The sequence below is a fragment of the Microbacterium sp. RU1D genome (assembly GCF_900156435.1).
Taxonomy (GTDB): Bacteria; Actinomycetota; Actinomycetes; order Actinomycetales; family Microbacteriaceae; genus Microbacterium.
This window is the reverse complement of record NZ_FTPQ01000003.1, coordinates 1-18,259: the sequence shown is the minus strand read 5'-3', so window position 1 is coordinate 18,259 and position 18,259 is coordinate 1. Positions and strand designations below refer to the sequence as shown.

The window sequence follows — 18,259 nt, the reverse complement described above, 5'->3', positions numbered from 1 at the left end:
CCCCTGTCATGAGCACCACGCTCACCGCCGGCTCCACCCGCGTGCTCGGTCTCATCGGACGCGTCTCGATGTACCGCCTGGTCCTGTCGTCGCTGGGACTGCTCGCGGTCCTCTCGCTCGTGCTGTCGTTCGCCGGCCTGGTCGTGCCCGAGCCCCTCGAGCTCGTCGTCGGCGCCGTGGTGCTGGTCGCCGCGTGCGGGCTGACCGACCTCGTCGCCCAGAGCGTGCTCCGGATGCCGCGCCGCCTGGAGTCCACGCTTATCACCGCCGCGATCCTGCTGTTCGTGCTGCGTCCGAGCGTCGAGCCGCTGGGCGTCGCCGGTCTCGTGCTGGCCGGGGTGGTGGCATCCGCGTCGAAGTACCTGCTCGCGTGGCGGGGGCGCCACATCTTCAACCCGGCGGCGACCGGAGCGACCGTTCTCACCATCGTGAGCATCTGGGCGCCCGATCTGGGCTCGTCGGCGTGGTGGGTGGGCTCGCCATGGCTGGCGGGCCCCGTTCTCGTGCTCGGAGTGCTTCTGCTTCTGCGTACCGACAAGCTGCCGATCGTCGCCACGTTCTGGGTCGTGGCGATGGCGGTGGCGTTCGTGCGGACGACGGTCCAGTTCACCTCGGCCGGGTTCCCCGTCGACGTGCCGACGGTACTGCTGCAGGTCGCGTTCTCCTCGCCCTTCCTCTTCCTCGGCGCGTTCATGCTCTCGGAACCGCTCACGCTGCCCCCGCGTCGTGCCCAGCAGCTCCTCGTGGCCGTGGTGGTCGGAGTGCTGGCCGGTTGGCCGATCGCGGTCGGAGAGATCACCCTCGGCCAGGAGCGGGCACTGCTCGTCGGCAATCTGCTCGCGTTCCTGTTCTGTCTGCGTGCGGCCGTGCGTCTGCGTGTGGAGAGGCGGCGCGATCTCACCCCCACCGTGCGCGAGCTCACGTTCCACGCGGCCCGCCCGTTCTCGTTCCGGCCGGGGCAGTACCTCGAGCTCGACGTGCCGCACCGTCGGCCCGACCGCCGGGGTACGCGGCGGGAGTTCTCCATCGCCTCGGCGCCGGAAGACCTGCCCGAGGTGCGCATCGCCTACAAGGACGGATCGCAGTCGTCGTACAAGCGCGCGCTCGCCGTGGTCGAGCACGGCTCGACGCTCGCGGTCACGGGCGTGTGGGGCGACTTCGTCCTGCCCGCGCGTCCGACCGCCCCCGTGCTGATGGTCGCCGCCGGGATCGGGGTCACCCCCTTCGTGGCGCAGCTGCGGCATCTCGTCGCCACCGGCCAGGAGCGCGACGCGGTGCTGGTGTACGTGGTGTCGGAGGCCGCGGAACTGGCGTTCCGCGACGACATCGCGGCCAGCGGCATCCCCGTCGTCGTCTTCTCGCGCGACGAACCGCGCGACCTCCCGACGGGTTGGGTGTGGGCGGGTCCCGATCGCGTGGATGCCGATGCGCTGCTGCGCGTGGTCCCCGACGTCGGTCGTCGCGCGGCCTACGTCTCGGGACCGCCCCGGCTCATCTCGACGCTCGCCCCCGCGCTGGCGAAGGCGAAGTCGCTCACGATGGACGCGTTCGCCGGGTACTGACCGGCGGTTAGGGTGGGCCGGTGCCCACTCCGGATTTCGTCCTCGAACTGCGCCGCTACGTCGGTACGCTCCCGCTGCCTCTCGTCGGCGTGACGGCCGTCATTCGCCGTGGCGACGAGGTGCTGCTGGGGCGACGGAGCGACAACGGCCGCCTGACCCCGATCACGGGCATCGTCGATCCGGGGGAGGAGCCCGCCGACGCTGCGGTGCGCGAGGCGGCCGAGGAGGCCGGCGTCGAGATCGTCGTCGACCGACTCGCGTGGGTGCACCAGATCCCGCGCGTCACCTACGACAACGGCGACCGGGCCGACTACCTCGACCTCGTGTTCGAATGCCGCTGGATCGCGGGGGAGCCGACCCCCATTGACGGCGAGATGACCGACCTCGGGTGGTACGCCGCTTTGCACGTCGACGAGGTGCTCGACGCCGGGATGGCGGCGCGCGTGCGCGCGGGTCTCACGCCGGGTGCGGCGCGGTTCGAGGGCGGTGACGCTCCCTCGCCGGTCGCAGCGCGCTGACCACGGCGCACCCCGCTCCGCTCACACCGGGTCGGCGGGCTTCGCCGGCAGGCGCACCTCGAACGTCGTGTCGCCCGGGGTGCTGTGCACGGCGATGGTGCCGTGGTGAGCGTCGACGATCGCGCGCGCGATGGAGAGACCGAGCCCCGTGCCGCCGGTCTTGCGGTCGCGGGAGCGGTCGGCGCGAGCGAAGCGCTCGAACAGCTGCGAGGCGACGGAGGGATCGATGCCGGGGCCGTCGTCGTGCACGCGCAGCACGGCTTCGGCGCCCTCGTGCGCGACCGACACGGTCACGGTGCTGCCGGGGGGCGTGTGCGTACGGGCGTTCGCGAGGAGGTTGGCGATCACCTGGTGCAGGCGCGAGGCGTCGCCGGCGAGCTCGACGGGCTCGTCGGGCACCTCGATGCTCCACGAATGGTCGGGGCCGGCGGGGCGGGCGTCGCCGACGGCCTCCACCGCGATCTGCGTGAGATCGACCGACCCGTAGACGAGCTCCTGCCCCTCGTCGAGCCGTGCCAGCAGCAGCAGGTCTTCGACCAGCGTCGTCATGCGCAGCGACTGCGCCTGGATGCGCTCGAGCGACTGCTCGGTGGTCTCCACGGCGAGGGCGGTGCGTTGGCGGCTTTCGTCGTCCTGGGCCTGACGCATGGCGCGCAGGGAGAGTTCCGAGAACCCGCGGATGGATGCCAGGGGCGTGCGCAGCTCGTGACTGGCATCCGCCACGAAACGGCGCATGAGCTCCTCGTTGCGCTGACGGGCCGACAGAGAGGCGTCGACACGGTCGAGCAGGGTGTTCAGCGCCAGGCCGACCTGTCCTATCTCGGTGTGGTCGTCGACCTGGTCGGCGGGGACGCGCTCGGTGATCGAGACGTCGCCCTGGTCCATGCGCAGCGAGGCGACCCGGGTGGCGGTCTCGGCGACCGAGCGGAGGGGCCGGAGTCCGAGGCGGATGACGATGGCGATGATGGCGCCCAGCAGCAGCAGACCACCGGTGGTGACGAGCGCGACGGTGGTGAGGATGGCGCCGATCGTGCTCGTGACACTCGAGAGGGGCAGCCCGACGAGGAAGAGGCTGTCGCCGCCGGGCGCGGGGAAGGTACGGACGAGGTACTCGCCGAGGTTCGGCAGCTCGACGGTCTGAGCGTTCGAGTCCGCAGCCGCTTGGAGGCTGTCGGCGATGCGACTGAGGTCGTCCGTCGACAGCGCGCGGGCACCCTCGTCGCCGACCACGGCGCCGGTGATGCCGCTGCCGCGGGAGGTCATCACGAGCAGCGTGCCCGGATCGAAGAACCCGGATGCCAGGACCTGCTCCGCGGAGTTCTGGAACACCGTCCGTTGCTGAATCGAGGCGGCGGCCTCGTCCACCTGCGCTCCGAGATTGACGTAGAGGACGCCGCTCAGGATCGCACTCGTGGAGATGCCGATCATCACGAGGATGAAGGCCACCATGCCGATGACCGCGGTCATCAGCCGCGCCTGCAGTGTCCAGGGTCGCCGCCGCAGCCGCTGGAACCGGGTCTCGGTCGCGAGCGCGTGCGGGGGGACCGGGGGAGCCGGCCGCGGAGGCAGCGTCACTGGGGCGCTTTGATCATGTAGCCGACGCCGCGGACGGTGTGGATGAGCGGCTCGTTACCGGCGTCGATCTTCTTGCGCAGATACGAGATATAGAGCTCGACGACGCTGGAGCGACCGCCGAAGTCGTAGTTCCAGACGCGGTCGAGGATCTGCGCCTTCGACACCACGCGCCGCTGGTTGCGCATGAGGAAGCGCAGCAGCTCGAACTCGGTCGCCGTCAGCTCGATCTCCTTGCCTCCGCGCACGACCTCGTGGCTGTCCTCGTTCAACGACAGGTCGCCGACGCGCAGGATGGGCTCCGAATCGCGGGTCAGCGCGGTCCCGGCGCGGCGCATGAGGCCGCGGAGGCGCGCGACGACCTCCTCGAGGCTGAAAGGCTTGGTGACGTAGTCGTCGCCGCCGGCGGTCAGCCCCGCGACGCGGTCGGCCACGGCATCCTTCGCGGTGAGGAACAGCACCGGCACGTCGTTGCCCGAGTGACGCAGGCGCTGCAACACGGCCATGCCGTCGAGGTCGGGCATCATGATGTCGAGCACCATGGCATCCGGTTCGAAGTCCCGGGCGGTGGAAAGGGCGTCGAAGCCCGAGCCGGCGGTCTTGACCTCCCAGCCCTCCATGCGCAGGGCCATCGACAGCAGGTCGGTGAGCATCTGCTCGTCGTCGACGACGAGCACGCGCAGCGGGCTCCCGTCGGGGCGGGTGAAGGCGGGGGCGGCGGCGGTCGCGGTCATGGAACTCATTGTGCGCTCGTATCTATGAGCTTTCTATGGCGCCGGTTATGGGATTCCTGAGAGCGGTCGATCCATCGGCTGACGCGGAGAGCCGCGGCCACCCCGATCGCGGCGCCGAGGGTGTTGGCCACCACGTCGCGCACGTCGGCGACCCGCGTGGGAAGGAACAGCAGCTGCACGGTCTCGATCGACGCGCTGACCACCACGCCGGCCGCGATCCCCTGCCACCACGGCCGGCGCCAGGCGACGAAGAGCACGCCCAGGGGCAGGAACATGATCACGTTCGCGGCGAACTCCAGCACGTCGAAGCTGACCCACGCGGTGCCGGGCCACCCGGCGAGCGCGTGGAGGACGCGGCGCAGGATGCCCCCTGTCCGCTCGTCGTAGATCGACGGACGCAGCGTCATCCACCACACCGCCGCCGCGTAGACGCACGAGGCGGCGACGAGCAGAGCCCGTCGCCGCCTCGGTCCGACCATCGTCAGTGGGTGTCTTCCGCCTCGATCTCGGTGCGGTCTCCCGACCAGAGGGTGTGGAACGTTCCCTCCTTGTCGACGCGGCGGTAGGTGTGGGCGCCGAAGAAGTCGCGCTGGCCCTGGATCAGGGCGGCGGGCAGACGCTCGGCGCGCAGGCCGTCGTAGTAGGCCAGCGACGAGCTGAACGCGGGGGCGGGGATGCCGCTCGCCGCCGACAGCGAGACGATGTGGCGCCACGCGTCCTGGGCGCGACCGAGGGCTTCGACGAAGTACGGCGCGGTCAGCAGCACGGGCAGGGTCGCCTCGGCGTCGTAGGCCTCGGCGATGCGGTTGAGGAACTGCGCGCGGATGATGCAGCCGCCGCGCCAGATCTTCGACACCGCGCCGAGGTCGATGTTCCAGTCGTATTGCGCCGCTCCCGCGCGGATTTCGTCGAAGCCCTGGCTGTAGGCGACGATCTTCGAGGCGTACAGCGCGAGGCGCACCTGCTCGATGAACGCATCGGCATCCTCGCCCGACAGCACGTCGGTGCCGGAGGGGCCGGGGAGCTCGCGCGACACCTCGCGCTGCTCGGGGTGGCTCGACAGTGACCGGGCGAAGGTCGCCTCGGCGATACCGGAGACCGGCACGCCCAGGTCGAGGGCGGTCTGCACCGTCCACGCACCCGTGCCCTTGGCGCCCGCCTGGTCGAGGATGACGTCGACGAGGGGCTTGCCCGTGTCGGCGTCGGTCTGGCGCAGCACCTCGGCGGTGATCTCGATGAGGTACGACTCCAGCTCGCCGCGGTTCCATTCGGCGAACACGTCGGCGATCTCGGCCGGGGACTTGCCCGTGGCGCGGCGGATGAGGTCGTACGCCTCGGCGATGAGCTGCATGTCGGCGTACTCGATGCCGTTGTGCACCATCTTGACGAAGTGGCCGGCACCGTCGTGGCCGACGTGCGTGACGCAGGGCTCGCCCTCGGCGACAGCGGCGATCGACTTCAGAATCGGACCGAGCGTGGCCCAGGCCTCGTCGGAGCCGCCGGGCATGATCGAGGGGCCGCGGAGGGCTCCCTCCTCGCCACCCGAGACGCCCATCCCGACGAAGTTGATGCCGGTGTCGCGCACGGCCTTCTCGCGGCGGATGGTGTCGGTGAACAGCGCGTTGCCGCCGTCGACGATGATGTCGCCGGGCTCGAACACCTTCACCAGCTCGTCGATGACGAAGTCGGTGGGACGGCCGGCCTTGACCATGATGATCGCGGTGCGGGGCTTCGACAGCGACGCCGCGAAGTCCTCGTACGAGAACGAGGCGACGAAGTTGGCCTCGGGGTGCTGCTCGAGCACGTGCTCGGTCTTGTCCTGGCTGCGGTTGAAGATCGCGACGGTGTTGCCCTCGCGGCTGGCGAGGTTGCGGGCGAGGTTCGAGCCCATCACGGCCAAGCCCACGACGCCGATGTTGGCGCGGCCGTCGCCCTCGCCCTCGGGACGCGAGTCGGGCTCGGCGGTGGGGCGGTCCACTTCTTCGATGCCGGGCGCACCCTCGTGCGCCTGAGCGGCCTGGTGAGGGGCCTGATCCTGGTCGGTCGAAGGTCCGGTCGGGGGAGTGGTCGACGTCATGCGTTGCTCCGTATTCAGGTGCGAAGGGGGTGGGCGGGCTCACGCGGGCCGCCTCCGCCACTTTATCGGCTCGGCCCGCGCGTGTTTCAGGAGGGGGTCGGGGCGAGCTCGAGACGGTCGACGACCTCCTGGACCTGCTGACTCGGCGTCAGGTCGAGGTCGACGCGGATCGCCCGCTCGTCGGCATCCGGCATCTCCAGCGTCTCGAACTGCGAGGTCAGCAACGAGGGGGGCATGTAGTGCCCCTGGCGGCGCAGCAGGCGCTCCAGCACGAGCTTCGGGTCGCCCATGAGCAACACGAAGGTGACGTCGTCGCGGCGCAGCACGTCGCGGTAGGCGCGTTTGAGCGCGGAGCAGGTGATGACACCGGGGCGTCCGGCGGCGACCTGCCTGTCGATCCACGCGGCGACCTTGTCGAGCCAGGGCCACCGGTCGTCGTCGTTGAGCGCGTGACCGGATGCCATCTTCGACACGTTCTCGGCGGGATGGAGGTCGTCGCCCTCCTGGAAGTCCCACCCCAGGCGACCGGCGAGCATGCCGGCGACGGTGGACTTGCCGGTACCGGCGGGACCCATGAAAACGAGGACGGGGACGGTCATGGCTTCTCTCTTCGTCGGGGGAAGGGGTCAGATGGTGCGGCGGACTTCGGTGAGCACGGCCGCGACGTACCGCCGGGTGTGCTCCTCTGCGGCGTCGGCATCGGCCCGCGCGATCGCGGCGGCGGTGGCGACGTGGTTGTCGAGGGCGTCGGGGTTCGGGACGCCGGGGGTGAGGCCGTGCATCGAGCGCCCCTCGATCGCGGCGGCGATGGGGGCACGGGCGGCGGCGAGCATGAGATTGCCGCTGGAGGTGAGGATGAGGTCGTGGAAGGCGATGTCGGCCGCGAGGTATTCGGTCGAGTTGCCGAGACCGGCGGCGCCGAGCCGCTCGAGCTCCTCTGCGAGACGGAGGATCTCGCCCCGCTGCAGGTCGGTCGCCCGACGGGCGCTGAGGCGAGCGGCGACCGGCTCGATCGCGGCGCGCAGCTCCGTGGTATTGACGATGAGCTGGTCGCGGCGCTTCCCGGCCAGCTGCCAGCCGATGAGCCGGGTGTCCAGGGCGCTCCAGTCCGCGGCCGGGCGGACGGTGATGCCCACCCGACGGCGCTGCTCGAGCATGCCCATGGCCTCCAGCACGCGCACGGCCTCGCGCACCACCGTGCGGGAGACGCCGTACTCGGCTTCGAGGGCGGCGAGGGTGAGGACGTGGCCCGCGGCGAGTTCGCCGTCGACGATGCGCATGCCGACGGCATCCAGCAGCGAGCCGTGCGACGCTCGGGCCATGACCCCTCCTCAGGTCGTTTGGTACGACCTTATCTTGTCAAAAATATGATCATTGTGTGAAGATGCCGTGACCGCCCCGGCGGGCGCACGGCGTTCACAGCATGCCCGACCCCGCGTCCGACCGGCTGAATCAACGGAGATCTCTTGGACGACTGGACCCAGACACTCGGCACGGCGCCCCTGCTCGCCATTGCCGCGGGCGCGATCGCGCTCATCCTCGTGCTCATCATCTGGCTGAAGGTGCACGCCTTCCTGGCCCTCATCATCGTGTCGCTCGTGACGGCGTTCGTCGCCGGCATCCCGGTGTCGACGATCGTGACGACCCTGACCGGAGGGTTCGGAGGAACCCTCGGCACGGTCGCCCTGCTGGTCGCGCTCGGCGCGATGCTCGGCCGGCTCATCGAGCATTCCGGCGGCGCGCAATCGCTCGCCGAGACCTTCGTGCGCATCTTCGGCGAGAAGCGGGCGCCCTTCGCCCTCGGCATCGTGTCTCTGATCCTCGGCTTCCCGATGTTCTTCGACGCCGGCCTCGTCATGATGCTGCCGATCATCTTCGCGATCGCCCGTCGGGTCTCGGGCAACAACGTGCTGCTGTTCGGCCTGCCGGCCGCTGCCGCCTTCTCGGTGATGCACGTCTTCCTGCCGCCGCACCCGGGCCCGGTCACCGCGAGCGGCCTGTACGGCGCCAACCTCGGGCTCGTGCTCATCGTCGGTCTGATCATCGCCTTCCCGATCTGGTACCTCTCGGGCTACCTGTGGGGCAAGTTCATCGCCCGCCGCATCGTGCTCCCGGTGCCCGCGCTCTTCGGCGACGTCGACGCCGACCAGCCCGCGAACCCGCCCAAACCGCTCACGGTCATCGCCGTGCTGCTGCTGCCGATGCTGCTCATCTTCCTCAACACGGGCCTCACGACCCTCGGCGCCGCCGGCGTCGTGCCGACCGACAACACGCTCGTGCAGGTGCTCATCCTGCTCGGCAACTCGCCCGTCGCCCTGCTCATCACCGTGCTCGTCGCGACCATCGTCTTCGGCTTCCGCCGCGGCGAGAACGGCACCGCGCTCGAGAAGGTCGTCGACTCCGCGCTCGGCCCGGTGTGCTCGGTCATCCTCATCACCGGCGCGGGTGGCATGTTCGGCGCCGTGCTGCGCGCATCGGGCATCGGCGACGCCCTGGCCGACAGCCTCGGCGACCTCGGTCTGCCGGTCATCGTCGCGGCCTACGTCATCGCCGTCATCCTGCGTCTCGCGCAGGGCTCGGCCACGGTCGCCCTCGTCACCGCCGCGGGCCTGGCGGCCCCGGCGGTCATGGCGGGCGACTTCTCGCCGCTGCAGGTCGTGGCGATTACCCTCGCGACCGCCGCGGGCTCGGTGTTCGCCGGTCACGTCAACGACTCCGGCTTCTGGCTCGTCGGGCGCCTCATGGGCATGGACGTCAAGACCACCCTGAAGACGTGGACCGTGCAGCAGGCCATCGAATCGGTGCTCGGCTTCCTCGCCGCGCTCCTCGTCTTCGGCGTCGGGGCCCTCCTGTGACCGGCTCGAACGCCGACCTGTTCGATGTCTCCGACCGCCTCGCCCTCGTCACGGGGTCCTCGCGCGGCCTGGGCCGTGCGCTGGCGTTGACGCTGGCGCGCGGCGGGACACGGGTCGTCGTACACGGTCGTGACGCCGACGCGGTCGAGCAGACCCGTGCCGAGGCCGAGGAGCTGTCCGGTCGCCCCGCGCACGCGGTGGTGTTCGACGTCACCGACGCCGCCGCGGTGGAGAGCGCCGTGGCCGACCTCATCGAGAACGTCGGGGTCCCCGACATCCTCGTCAACAACGCCGGTGTGCAGCGCCGGGCGCCGATTCACGAATTCCCCGTCTCCGACTGGGACGACATCGTGGCGGCGAACCTCTCCGGCGTCTTCTACGTCTCGCGGTTCGTCACCCCCGCGATGGTCGCGCGCGGGTCGGGCAAGGTCGTCAACGTCGCCTCGGTGCAGTCGCGCCTGGCGCGCCAGACCATCGCGCCCTACTCGGCCACGAAGGGCGGCGTCGCGCAGCTGACCGCCGGGATGGCCGCCGACCTCGCACGGTTCGGCATCCAGGTCAACGCCCTCAGCCCGGGATACTTCGCGACGGAGATGAACCGCGCCCTGGTCGACGACCCCGAGTTCACGCAGTGGCTGACCCAGCGCACGCCCGCCGCCCGGTGGGGCGATTTCGACGAGCTGCGCGGGGCGCTGCTTTTCCTCGCGTCCGACGCGTCGAGCTTCGTCTCGGGGCAGAACATCTTCGTCGACGGCGGGATGACGGCGGTCGTCTGACCGCGAGGAGGAATCACGATGAAGTCTCTGCTGATCGAGAAGGCGCTCACCGCTGCCGTCCGCGACGTCGACCTGCCGGAGCCCGGCGAGGGGCAGGTGCGCCTGCGCGTGGAGTACGTCGGCATCTGCGGATCCGACCTGCACTACTACTACGAGGGAGCCAACGGGGCCTTCGTGGTGCGCGAGGCGCTCGTGCCCGGCCACGAGCTCTCGGGGCGTGTCGACCTCGACCCCTCCGGCGTTCTGGCCGAGGGGACGCCGGTCACCGTGCACCCCGCGCGCTTCGGCACGCCGCGCGAGGGCATCGAGGACGCGCCGCACCTGTGGCCGGGCGGTTCGTACCTCGGCAGCGCGTCGACCTGGCCGCACACCCAGGGCGCCGCGTCGCAATATCTCGTCGTCGACGCCGACATGGTGCGCGTGCTGCCGGAGGGGCTGCCGGTGCGCCGCGCGGTGCTGGCCGAGCCCCTCGCCGTCGCCCTGCACGCCCTCGGCAAGGCGGGGGCGGTCTCGGGCCTCGACGTGCTCGTCACGGGGTCCGGGCCGATCGGCCTCATGGCCGTGGCGGCCGCCGTCGCTGCGGGGGCGCGCGTCACCGCGACCGATGTGCTGGCGGGTCCCCTCGAACGTGCCACGGCGCTGGGCGCGGCCGCGACCATCGACGTGTCGTCCGAGGCGGTCGAACCGAACGCCTACGCCGTGGTGCTGGAGTGCTCGGGCGTCCCCGTGTCGATCTCGACGGCGCTGAAGGCGGTACGCCCCGGCGGCACCGTCGTGCAGGTCGGCATGCTGCCCGACGACCCGCGCCCGGTGAACCTCGCCCCCTTCATCTCCAAGGAGGTCCGCTACCTCGGTGCGTTCCGCTTCCTCGACGAGATCGACCGGGCGGTGGAGCTGCTCGCGGCGACCCCCGTCATCGAGAGCGCACTCACGCACGAGTTCCCGGTGACGGATGCCGACGAGGCCTTCGCCACGGCGCGTGACTCGCAGCGCTCGGGCAAGGTCGTCTTCGCCCTCTGACCGACGAGAACGCCCCGGCCGCCGCCCGAGAGGACGGTGACCGGGGCGTTCTTACGTCCGGCGAAGGAGGCGCGGACCAACGGGCGAGCGTCCCGATCAGGCTCATCACGCACCATCGCGCGAAACCTGCACCACCGGTTTACCGTCAGCAACGGGTGCGCGGAGGCGGGGAGACGTCACCGGTATCGCCGCCGGCGCAGCCGTGACGGTCCCGACGGGCTACCCGGCGGAGCCGCCCGCTTCGGCTCAGTGCTTCTTGTACGAGGCGTTGCGCCCCAGCGAGAACAGCGCACCGACCGCGGCGATGCCGCCGATCGTGGCCAGGCCGCCGACGACCCAGATCACGACGTGAGAGAAGAAGCCGCTGTCCATGATGATCCTCCGGGTCGGTGTGGCCCCTCGATCCTACCTTCGCCGTCGGGTGCTCCCGTCCGCCCCGGGAGGGGGCGGGTCGAGACCGCGGGCGGTCGCTGGTAGACTTCCGGGGTACTTCGGCGAGGGATGCCATCGCCGTGCGCCCGCAGGGAGCACCCGGCATCCGTGATCGACGCGGTGAAGCAGGCTCCCGGCTTTCCTCACGCGCTCGCGTTCGAGTCGAATCCAGACCACACAGGTGCGGACCCCGTCCGCTCACAAGCTGCGGGACACGAGCCCGCGAGGAGAACAACATGTCGGAAGACAACAAGGTCGTCGCGGAGCTCCGCGAGAACTTCGGCAAGGGCTTCGCCCGTCGCCTGCGCGCCGCGGGCAAGATCCCGGCCGTCATCTACGGTCACGGCACCGACCCCCAGCACGTCGCGCTGCCCGGCCACCAGGTCGCGCTGCTGATCCGTCGCGCCAACGCGCTGCTCGACCTCGACATCGCGGGCACGGCCCAGCTCGTCCTGGTCAAGGACGTGCAGAAGGACCCCGTGCGTCAGATCATCGAGCACATCGACCTCATCGTCGTGAAGAAGGGCGAGAAGGTCCAGGTCGACGTTCCCGTCGTCGTCACCGGTGAGCCCTTCCCCGGCACCATCGCGATGCTCGACACCACGTCGGTCTCGCTCGAGGTCGAGGCGACCCACATCCCGCAGAACGTCGAGGTCGACGTCGAGGGCGCCGAGGATGGCACGCAGATCACCGCTGCCGACCTGACGCTGCCCGCCGGCGCTGCGCTGGTCACCGAGCCCGAGACCCTCATCGTGGGCGTGTCGGTTCCGCTCGACACGATCGCCGCCGACGAGGAGATCGCCGAGGCCGACGCCGAGGTCGCCGAAGAGCAGTCCGAAGAGGCCGAGACGGCCGAAGAGGGCGACGACAAGTAATCCCGATCGGGCCGCCGCGGCGGTCCGTCGACGACGAGGGGACGCGGATTCGCGTCCCCTCGTTGCCGTTCACGCAGGTCCGTTCACGCAGGTCCGTTCGCGGATCCGGAAGGATGAGGAGAACCATGGTGGACACCTGGCTCATCATCGGCCTCGGCAACCCCGGGCCGCGCTACGAGGCGACTCGGCACAACATCGGGCAGATGGTGGTCGACGAGCTCGCCGCCCGCCGCGGTGAGGCGTTCCGCGCGCACAAGGCGAACGCGCGCGTCGCGGAGACGTGGGTGCGCCCGGGGGCGGCCAAGCTGGTCCTGGCCAAGCCGAACAGCTTCATGAACGTCTCGGGGGGCCCCGCTGCCGGGCTCACGCGCTTCTACGGCATCGACCCCGATCACGTCGTCGTGGTGCACGACGAACTCGACATCCCCTTCGACACCCTCAAGCTGAAGACCGGGGGCGGGCACGGCGGTCACAACGGCGTCCGCGACGTCGCCAAGGCGCTCGGCACGCCGGAGTTCCCCCGCGTCCGGGTCGGCATCGGCCGCCCGGCGGGGCGACAAGATCCCGCGGACTGGGTGCTCGACCCGTTCGGCGCCACCGAGCGCACGACGCTGCCGATCCTGATCTCGGATGCCGCGGATGCCGTGGAACTCCTGGTCGACGAGGGGCTGCTCGCCGCGCAGCAGCGCTTCCACGCCCCCCGCGCCTGAATCGCTGTCCGCGACGGCGGGGGGCAGCATGCACGACGGCCCCGGTCCACGTGGATCGGGGCCGTCGTGACGCAGGGGATCACACGCCGGAGCCGACGCCGATCCCGATGCCGCCCACGAAGGCGACGATGACGACGATCCCGCCGAGCACGGCGATGGCGACGGCGGCGAAGCCCCATCCTCGACCGCGGTTCCTCACCGCGGCGACGATCCCCTGGATGAAGCCCCAGAGCGCGAAGACGCCGTAGACGGCGAACGCCGCGATGCCGAGCACGCTGGCGGCGATCGCCTTCTGCGAGGCGTCGGGCGGGAACGTCGTCGGGTCGGCCTGGCCGTCGAATCCCGCGTATTGCTGCAGGCCGCCCGCCTGGACGCCGGCGATCACCGCGAGGATGCTCCCCACCACCACGCCCGCGAGCGCGGCCAGGAACGCGATCAGCCCCACCGTGCGGGATTGCGGGGCGGGCACCGGTCGCCTCGCCTCCGGATAGGCGGTCGCGCGCTCGTAGGGCTCGGGCGGCGGGAGTGGGGTGCTGCTCACGGGATCCTCCTCGGATGGCTCGACGGGCCGGGGCCCGCCTCTCACCCTAGGAAGGGCGGCTCGGGGGATCACGGGGTGGACGCCGCGTGCGACGACCGGCTAGCGGCGCGGCGGCTCCGTCAGACGGACACGCCTGTGCCTCCCGGTGAGGTCGCGACGCCTCCGACCAGCGCGAGGGCGACGAAGAGCGCGAAGATCACGGGGCCGATCACGCCGATGACGATCGCGGCGATGCCCGTCCCGCGCCCGGAGCCGCGCGTGACGGCGACGATCCCCGTGACGACGGCGGCGATGCCGATGACGGTGGCCGTCCAGAAGGTGATCTCGCCCACGAGCACGAGGTCGCGTACCGGGGAGAGCACTCGCAGGTCGATCGTCGAGGGGCTCGCGCCCTGCAGTCCCGGCCCGGCACCCCGCGCGATGCGGAACGCCACGAACCCGGCGACGGCGGATGCCAGCACTCCCGCGATCAGCGCGAGCAGCAGCGCCCAGGTCCCCAGCGGCCGTGCACGACGGGTCGCCGGCGGCGGGGCGAGCAGCGTCCCGGCCGGGGGAGCGACGTGAGGAGCGGCGAAGACCGGTCCGTTCGGGGCGCTGGGGGAGGACATGCGGCCACTCTACGCACGCGCCTTCCACGCGAGCCGACCCGGTCCCGGTCACTGACGTGCTCGTCTCCCACGCGCGGCGGCTGAGCCTGTCGAAGCCCCCGATCGCCCACGCAGAAGTCACCGCGGGGCCTGGGTCCACCCCCGCCCGATGTCGTTGGCCCCGCGTAGACTTTCCCGAGTGACAGTTCCCGGGATCGTTCGCGCCCTCGAGCAGGCTGAGTCGTACCGAGAGGCCGCTTCCGCGGCATCCGCCGACCTGTCTCTCTCCCTCGTCGATGGCCTCGACGCGCCCGTCATCGCGGGCCTGATCGAGCGTCGCCGCGCGGCGGGCGATCCCGGTGCCGTCCTCGTGATCGCGCCGACGGGTCGTCGCGCCGAGTCACTGGGCCCCGCTCTGGATGCCGTCCTCCCCGGGGCTCACGTCCTGCACTTCCCGGCGTGGGAGACGCTGCCGCACGAGCGGCTGAGCCCCAGCCCCGAGACGGTGGGCCGCCGCCTCGACGTGCTCCGACGGATCGCCGCGTGGGACGGCGCGGCGCCCCTGGTCGTCACCGCATCGGTGCGCAGCGCCCTGCAGCCCCTCGCACCCGGGCTCGGCGCCGTCGCGCCCGTCGAGCTGGTCGTCGGCGGCCGTGGTCATGAGCTCGAGAGCGTCACGACCCGCCTCGTCGAACTGGCGTACCATCGCGTCGACATGGTGTCCCGGCGCGGCGAGTTCGCCGTCCGCGGTGGCATCCTCGACGTCTTCCCGCCGGTTGCCGATCACCCGTACCGCGTGGAGTTCTTCGGCGACGAGGTCGACCAGATCCGCGCCTTCTCCGTCGCCGATCAGCGGTCGCTGCCGGGTGAGGTGTCCGAGGTCACCCTCGTCCCGAGCCGCGAGCTGCTCTTGACCCCGGCGGTGCGTGCGCGTGCGGCGGCGCTTCGCGACGGCTACCCGGGCCTTCGCCAGTTGCTCGAGAAGATGGCCGAGGGGATTCCCGCCGAGGGGATGGAGTCCCTCATCCCCGTGCTCGTCGACGACCTCGTCACCCTCGTCGACTACCTCCCCGGCGGCAGCGCCGTCGCCCTCGTCGACCCCGAGCGTTCGCTCGCCCGCGCGACGACCCTCGGCGACACGAACCGCGAGTTCCTCGAGGCCGCGTGGTCGGCCGCGACCGCCGGCGCCGACACCCCGGTCGACCTCGATTCCGGCGACTTCGTGACCCTCGACGACCTGCACGAGCGCGCCGGCGGACGCGGGGGCGTGTGGTGGCAGCTCAGCGCCTTCGATTCGGGAGCGGCGGATGCCGAGGACGAGGGCCTCGTCACCGGCGACGACTCCGCGCACCGCATCAAAGCCGACGCGGTGCCCTCGTTCCAGGGCAACGTCGAGGGCGCCACCGCGCACGTCGGCCAGTTGCTGGCCGACGGTTGGTCGGTCGTGGTCACGGCATCCGGACCGGGGATGGTCGACCGCGCCCGCGACGTGCTCGCGGAGCGGGGCATCGCGGCGCGTCGTGTCGACGACCTGCGCCTACCGCCCGAGCCCGGGGTCGCGCACGTGGTCTGCGCGCCGATGGAGCGCGGCTTCCAGCTCGTCGAGGCGCGGTTCGCCGTGATCAGCGAGACCGAGTTCTACGGACGGTCGGTCGGCTCCGACAACCGCGGGGCGAAGAAGCTCGCGTCGCGCCGTCGCAATGTCGTCGACCCCCTGCAGCTCAAGCCCGGCGACGTGGTCGTCCACGCGACGCACGGTATCGGCAAGTTCCTCGAGCTCACGCAGCGCGAGGTCTCGAGCGGCGGCCGGAACGCCGTGAAGACGACCAAGGAATACCTGGTTCTCGAGTACGCGCCGGCCAAGCGGGGCTATCCCGGCGACAAGCTGTTCGTGCCCACCGACCAACTCGACCTGCTGTCGAAGTACGTCGGCGGCGAAGCGCCGACCCTGTCGAAGATGGGAGGTAGCGACTGGGCGGCGGCCAAGGGTCGTGCCCGCAAGGCGGTGCGCGACATCGCCGTCGAGCTGGTGAAGCTGTACTCCGCGCGCATGGCGTCGAAGGGCTACGCCTTCGGCCCCGACACTCCCTGGCAGCGCGAGCTCGAGGAGGCGTTCCCGTTCGCCGAGACCCAGGACCAGCTGCAGACGATCGACGAGATCAAGGCCGACATGGAGAAGCCGATCCCGATGGATCGTCTGCTGTCGGGCGACGTGGGCTTCGGTAAGACCGAGGTCGCGGTGCGCGCGGCGTTCAAGGCCATTCAAGACGGCAAGCAGGTCGCCATGCTCGTGCCGACCACGCTGCTGGTGAAGCAGCATCTCGAGACCTTCGCCGAGCGCTTCGCCGGATTCCCCGTCACCGTCCGTCCGCTGTCGCGCTTCCAGAGCGACAAGGAGGCCGAGGCGACGCTGGCCGGCCTGACCGATGGCACCGTCGACATGGTCATCGGGACGCACCGCATCCTCACCGAGAAGGTGATCTTCAAGGACCTCGGCCTGATGATCATCGACGAGGAGCAGCGGTTCGGCGTCGAGCACAAGGATGCCCTGAAGAAGCTCAAGACCAACGTCGACATCCTGGCGATGAGCGCCACGCCCATCCCGCGCACGCTCGAGATGGCGGTCACCGGCATCCGCGAGATGTCGACGCTCGCGACCCCGCCCGAGGACCGGCATCCGATCCTGTCGTATGTGGGCCCGCGCAACGACAAGCAGATCGCGGCGGCGATCCGTCGCGAGCTGCTCCGGGAGGGGCAGGTGTTCTACGTGCACAATCGCGTCTCGTCCATCCAGCGGGTCGCGGCCCACCTCGCCGAGCTCGTGCCCGAGGCGCGCATCGTCGTCGCGCACGGGCAGATGGGGGAGCACGCCCTCGAACAAGTCGTCGACGACTTCTGGGAGCGGCGCGCCGACGTGCTCGTGTCGACGACCATCATCGAGACCGGTCTCGACATCTCGAACGCGAACACGATCATCATCGACCGCGCCGATAAGTACGGGCTGTCGCAGCTGCACCAGCTGCGCGGCCGCGTGGGGCGTGGCCGCGACCGTGCGTACGCCTACTTCCTCTACGACGAGATGAAGCCGCTGTCGGAGACCGCGGCCGACCGCCTCGAGACCATCGCCGTCAACAACGACCTGGGAAGTGGAATGCAGGTGGCGCTGAAAGACCTCGAGCTGCGCGGTGCGGGCAACCTGCTCGGCGCGGAGCAGGCGGGCCACATCGCCGGCGTCGGGTTCGACCTGTACCTGCGCATGATCGGCGAGGCGGTGTCGACCTTCCGCGGCGAAGACGTCGACGGGCCCACCGAACTGCGCCTCGAGCTGCCCGTCGACGCGCGTCTTCCGGAGTTCTACATCGACAGCGAGCGGCTGCGCCTCGAGGCATACCAGAAGCTCTCGGCCGCGGCGTCCGCCACAGCGAAGGACGACGCGATCGACCTCGTGGTCGAGGAGCTCCGCGATCGCTACGGCGAGCCTCCCGCGGAGGTGGAGGGTCTCGTGGCCGTGGCGCGTCTCCGTCGTCGTGCGGCGCAAGCCGGACTCGCCGACGTCGTGGCGATGGGCTCCAACCTCCGCATCGCCCCCGCCGACCTCCCCGAGTCGATGCGTGTGCGCCTCCAGCGCCTCTACCCCAAGGCGAAGCTGGTGGCGGGAGGGGATGCCATGGTGGTCCCGCTCCCTCAGGATGCCGATGACGCGAACCTCATCGCCTGGGTGCGGCAGTTGCTCGATGCGCTCTGGCCTGTGCCGGCGGAGAAGAGCGCCGAGGCGGCCCACGCCTGAGTGCTCCGAACGCTTCTCGGATTCCTGGATGGCCCGGTCGACATCTTGTCGAGCGGGCCATCCCGCATTTCCGGCTCGTTTCAGCGGAATGACCGCCGCGACACGCCCGGGCGGTGGTGTCGATTCGACGGTGGCGTGGTTCGGGCGTAACTTATTACTTGTTCGCCCCACAGGGGAGAGCGGAGCGGCCGGAAGGCCCCGCAGCCCCTCAAG

General features: G+C 70.8%; 17 protein-coding genes. 8 read left to right on the top strand and 9 right to left on the bottom strand.

Annotation, left to right across the window (positions count from 1 at the left end):
- Window positions 1-8 precede the first annotated feature (8 nt).
- Both B0B15_RS12275 and B0B15_RS12270 read left to right on the top strand, forming a co-directional pair.
- A complete protein-coding gene (locus B0B15_RS12275; protein WP_076676550.1) occupies window positions 9-1,562 on the top strand; it encodes an FAD-dependent oxidoreductase in 1,554 nt (517 codons plus the stop codon).
- Window positions 1,563-1,582: 20 nt separating this feature from the next.
- A complete protein-coding gene (locus tag B0B15_RS12270) occupies window positions 1,583-2,080 on the top strand; it encodes an NUDIX domain-containing protein (protein ID WP_076676548.1) in 498 nt (165 codons plus the stop codon).
- Window positions 2,081-2,101: 21 nt separating this feature from the next.
- Here B0B15_RS12270 and B0B15_RS12265 read toward each other — a convergent pair whose 3' ends face one another.
- From B0B15_RS12265 to B0B15_RS12240, 6 genes are all read right to left on the bottom strand, one after another.
- Window positions 2,102-3,547, bottom strand: coding sequence for a sensor histidine kinase (locus B0B15_RS12265; protein ID WP_076676547.1), 1,446 nt, complete (start codon window positions 3,545-3,547; stop codon window positions 2,102-2,104).
- 104 nt (window positions 3,548-3,651) lie between these two features.
- The gene (locus tag B0B15_RS12260; protein ID WP_076676545.1) at window positions 3,652-4,386 is read right to left on the bottom strand and encodes a response regulator transcription factor; all 735 of its coding nucleotides are present in this window, start codon (window positions 4,384-4,386) and stop codon (window positions 3,652-3,654) included.
- A gap of 5 nt (window positions 4,387-4,391) precedes the next feature.
- On the bottom strand, window positions 4,392-4,865 hold the full coding sequence (locus B0B15_RS12255; RefSeq protein WP_076676544.1) for a VanZ family protein: 474 nt from the start codon (window positions 4,863-4,865) through the stop codon (window positions 4,392-4,394).
- A 2-nt stretch (window positions 4,866-4,867) separates the two neighbouring features.
- Window positions 4,868-6,463 (bottom strand): NADP-dependent phosphogluconate dehydrogenase, encoded by a 1,596-nt coding sequence (gndA, locus tag B0B15_RS12250; protein WP_076676542.1) that lies wholly within the window; start codon window positions 6,461-6,463, stop codon window positions 4,868-4,870.
- A gap of 86 nt (window positions 6,464-6,549) precedes the next feature.
- Window positions 6,550-7,062, bottom strand: coding sequence for a gluconokinase (locus B0B15_RS12245; RefSeq protein WP_076676541.1), 513 nt, complete (start codon window positions 7,060-7,062; stop codon window positions 6,550-6,552).
- A 27-nt stretch (window positions 7,063-7,089) separates the two neighbouring features.
- A complete protein-coding gene (locus B0B15_RS12240; protein WP_076676539.1) occupies window positions 7,090-7,785 on the bottom strand; it encodes a FadR/GntR family transcriptional regulator in 696 nt (231 codons plus the stop codon).
- A 144-nt stretch (window positions 7,786-7,929) separates the two neighbouring features.
- Here B0B15_RS12240 and B0B15_RS12235 point away from each other — a divergent pair, with 144 nt between their 5' ends.
- From B0B15_RS12235 to B0B15_RS12225, 3 genes are read left to right on the top strand one after another with little or no spacing between them, the layout of a single operon-like run.
- Window positions 7,930-9,318 carry a GntP family permease gene (locus B0B15_RS12235; protein WP_076676538.1) on the top strand — a complete coding sequence of 463 codons (1,389 nt, stop codon included), beginning with the start codon at window positions 7,930-7,932 and terminating at the stop codon, window positions 9,316-9,318.
- Window positions 9,315-10,094 carry an SDR family oxidoreductase gene (locus B0B15_RS12230; protein WP_076676536.1) on the top strand — a complete coding sequence of 260 codons (780 nt, stop codon included), beginning with the start codon at window positions 9,315-9,317 and terminating at the stop codon, window positions 10,092-10,094. The genes B0B15_RS12235 and B0B15_RS12230 overlap by 4 nt, the downstream gene beginning before the upstream one ends.
- An 18-nt stretch (window positions 10,095-10,112) precedes the next feature.
- The gene (locus B0B15_RS12225) at window positions 10,113-11,114 is read left to right on the top strand and encodes a zinc-binding dehydrogenase (RefSeq protein WP_076676535.1); all 1,002 of its coding nucleotides are present in this window, start codon (window positions 10,113-10,115) and stop codon (window positions 11,112-11,114) included.
- 246 nt (window positions 11,115-11,360) lie between these two features.
- Here B0B15_RS12225 and B0B15_RS16830 read toward each other — a convergent pair whose 3' ends face one another.
- Window positions 11,361-11,486, bottom strand: a complete 126-nt coding sequence (locus B0B15_RS16830; protein WP_256334319.1) for a hypothetical protein — start codon at window positions 11,484-11,486, stop codon at window positions 11,361-11,363.
- 296 nt (window positions 11,487-11,782) lie between these two features.
- On the opposite strand from B0B15_RS16830, the gene B0B15_RS12220 reads away from it, so the two are divergent.
- Together B0B15_RS12220 and pth are read left to right on the top strand one after the other, a co-directional pair.
- Window positions 11,783-12,421 (top strand): 50S ribosomal protein L25/general stress protein Ctc, encoded by a 639-nt coding sequence (locus tag B0B15_RS12220; RefSeq protein ID WP_076676533.1) that lies wholly within the window; start codon window positions 11,783-11,785, stop codon window positions 12,419-12,421.
- 125 nt (window positions 12,422-12,546) lie between these two features.
- Window positions 12,547-13,131 carry an aminoacyl-tRNA hydrolase gene (pth, locus tag B0B15_RS12215; protein WP_076676532.1) on the top strand — a complete coding sequence of 195 codons (585 nt, stop codon included), beginning with the start codon at window positions 12,547-12,549 and terminating at the stop codon, window positions 13,129-13,131.
- Between the two features lie 79 nt (window positions 13,132-13,210).
- Here pth and B0B15_RS12210 read toward each other — a convergent pair whose 3' ends face one another.
- Entirely contained in the window at window positions 13,211-13,672 is a 462-nt protein-coding gene (locus tag B0B15_RS12210) for a hypothetical protein (RefSeq protein WP_091366532.1), read from the bottom strand.
- 119 nt (window positions 13,673-13,791) lie between these two features.
- Window positions 13,792-14,280, bottom strand: a complete 489-nt coding sequence (locus B0B15_RS12205; RefSeq protein WP_083709012.1) for a hypothetical protein — start codon at window positions 14,278-14,280, stop codon at window positions 13,792-13,794.
- Window positions 14,281-14,458: 178 nt separating this feature from the next.
- Between B0B15_RS12205 and mfd the strand changes: the two genes are divergently transcribed.
- Complete coding sequence (mfd, locus tag B0B15_RS12200) at window positions 14,459-18,046, top strand: transcription-repair coupling factor (protein ID WP_076676529.1); 3,588 nt, start codon at window positions 14,459-14,461, stop codon at window positions 18,044-18,046.
- The last annotated feature ends 213 nt before the right edge of the window (window positions 18,047-18,259 follow it).

Excerpts from the sequence above, each read along its gene's own strand:
- B0B15_RS12205 (WP_083709012.1), bottom strand. The coding sequence starts at position 14,280 with ATGTCCTCCCCCAGCGCCCCGAACGGACCGGTCTTCGCCGCTCCTCAC.
- B0B15_RS12240 (WP_076676539.1), bottom strand. The coding sequence starts at position 7,785 with ATGGCCCGAGCGTCGCACGGCTCGCTGCTGGATGCCGTCGGCATGCGC.
- B0B15_RS12220 (WP_076676533.1), top strand. The coding sequence starts at position 11,783 with ATGTCGGAAGACAACAAGGTCGTCGCGGAGCTCCGCGAGAACTTCGGC.
- B0B15_RS16830 (WP_256334319.1), bottom strand. The coding sequence starts at position 11,486 with ATGGACAGCGGCTTCTTCTCTCACGTCGTGATCTGGGTCGTCGGCGGC.
- pth (WP_076676532.1), top strand. The coding sequence starts at position 12,547 with ATGGTGGACACCTGGCTCATCATCGGCCTCGGCAACCCCGGGCCGCGC.
- B0B15_RS12265 (WP_076676547.1), bottom strand. The coding sequence starts at position 3,547 with ATGACCGCGGTCATCGGCATGGTGGCCTTCATCCTCGTGATGATCGGC.
- B0B15_RS12225 (WP_076676535.1), top strand. The coding sequence starts at position 10,113 with ATGAAGTCTCTGCTGATCGAGAAGGCGCTCACCGCTGCCGTCCGCGAC.
- B0B15_RS12260 (WP_076676545.1), bottom strand. The coding sequence starts at position 4,386 with ATGACCGCGACCGCCGCCGCCCCCGCCTTCACCCGCCCCGACGGGAGC.
- B0B15_RS12245 (WP_076676541.1), bottom strand. The coding sequence starts at position 7,062 with ATGACCGTCCCCGTCCTCGTTTTCATGGGTCCCGCCGGTACCGGCAAG.
- B0B15_RS12255 (WP_076676544.1), bottom strand. The coding sequence starts at position 4,865 with ATGGTCGGACCGAGGCGGCGACGGGCTCTGCTCGTCGCCGCCTCGTGC.
- B0B15_RS12275 (WP_076676550.1), top strand. The coding sequence starts at position 9 with ATGAGCACCACGCTCACCGCCGGCTCCACCCGCGTGCTCGGTCTCATC.
- gndA (WP_076676542.1), bottom strand. The coding sequence starts at position 6,463 with ATGACGTCGACCACTCCCCCGACCGGACCTTCGACCGACCAGGATCAG.